2 protein-coding genes are annotated in these 1,599 nt (G+C 44.1%); both read left to right on the forward strand.

Annotation, left to right across the window (positions count from 1 at the left end):
• The first annotated feature begins 19 nt into the window (after positions 1–19).
• On the forward strand, positions 20–1,348 hold the full coding sequence (gene hslU / locus Q0C19_RS11330) for an HslU--HslV peptidase ATPase subunit (protein WP_295056071.1): 1,329 nt from the start codon (positions 20–22) through the stop codon (positions 1,346–1,348).
• Positions 1,349–1,360: 12 nt separating this feature from the next.
• The coding region (locus Q0C19_RS11335; protein WP_295056072.1) for a GTPase at positions 1,361–1,599 on the forward strand (239 nt) is incomplete at its 3' end.

Consider the following 1,599-nt stretch of genomic DNA (forward strand, 5'->3'; position numbering starts at 1 on the left):
CTGAGCCTCGGATAACGGAATGGATATGACTCCTCAAGCGATTGTCGATTATTTGGATCAACATATCATCGGACAGAACAGTGCTAAAAAAACAATTGCTTTGGCCCTTAGAACACGCTATCGACGTCTGAGACTCACTCCGGATTTACAAGACGAGATCATGCCGAAAAATATTCTTATGATCGGGTCTACCGGTATCGGTAAAACCGAAATCGCTCGCCGTCTTGCAAAAATGATGCAATTACCGTTTATCAAAGTCGAAGCCAGCAAATATACCGAAGTGGGATTTGTCGGCAGAGATGTGGAATCAATGGTGCGCGATTTGGTGATGACCTCATACTCGATGATCAAAGCTGAACATAACGACAATAATCAAGAAGCCATTGAACACTACATCATCGATACCCTGGCTCGGAAGCTTCACTCGGAAGCCCCTATCTTCCCAAATGGTGAAGAAAAAGCCCGTTACGAGACTTCAAAATCACACTTGAGTGAAAAAATCCGTAACGGTGAAATGGATGAATGCATTGTTGAAATCGAACTTTCAAAAGGGGGAATTGAGTTTAATGATACCAATATGCCCCCTGAAATTGCTCGTGTCCAAGAATCTTTTTCCAAAATGTTCTCGGTGATGGGGAAAGAAGAGAATAAAAAAGAGGTAACGGTAGCTGAAGCTAAAGAGATACTTCGCCAAGAAGCTGCCGAAAATCTGCTAAACCATGACCAAATTAAACGTGAAGCGCTTAAGCGTACCGAAGAGGGTGGAATAATTTTTCTCGATGAAATCGATAAAATTGCTGTCAGTTCACGAAGCGATGGACGCAACGATCCGAGTAAAGAGGGGGTACAACGTGATTTGCTCCCGATTGTCGAGGGAAGTATTGTCTCAACCAAATTCGGCTCTATTAAAACCGATCATATACTTTTCATTGCCGCCGGAGCCTTTCATCTAACCAAACCCAGTGACCTTATTCCGGAACTGCAAGGACGGTTTCCCTTACGAGTTGAGCTTGAACCGCTTAATGAAGATGCCCTCTATTTAATTCTAACCAAACCGAAAAACTCTCTGCTGGAACAATACAAAGCATTGTTGGCGACGGAAGAGATGAGCTTGGCCTTTGATGAAGCAGCCGTACGAGCCATGGCACGTTACGCCCAGAGGGCTAATGAAAAAACTGAAGATATCGGAGCCAGACGGCTTCATACTGTCGTTGAAAAAGTATTGGAAGAGATTAGTTTTAACGCCCATACACACAAAAACAGTACCGTCACGGTTACCGAAGCGATGGTGAATACCATCCTCTTACCACTTGTTGAGGATGAAGACCTCGCACGTTATATCCTCTAAAGGTAATTACATATGAATAAAGCAGGATTTGTCGCTCTTGTCGGACGGCCAAATGCAGGGAAAAGCACCCTAATGAACTGGATTTTAGGTGAAAAAATCGCTCTCGTGAGCCAAAAAGCCAATGCTACCCGCAAACGCTCCAATGCCATTGTCATGCACAACGACGACCAAATTATCTTTGTCGATACACCGGGACTCCATCAGGCCGAAAAGCTTCTAAACCAGTACATGCTCGAAGAAGCACTTAAAGC

Origin of the sequence: Sulfuricurvum sp., assembly GCF_023250475.1 — a bacterium.
Taxonomy (GTDB): Bacteria; Campylobacterota; Campylobacteria; order Campylobacterales; family Sulfurimonadaceae; genus Sulfuricurvum.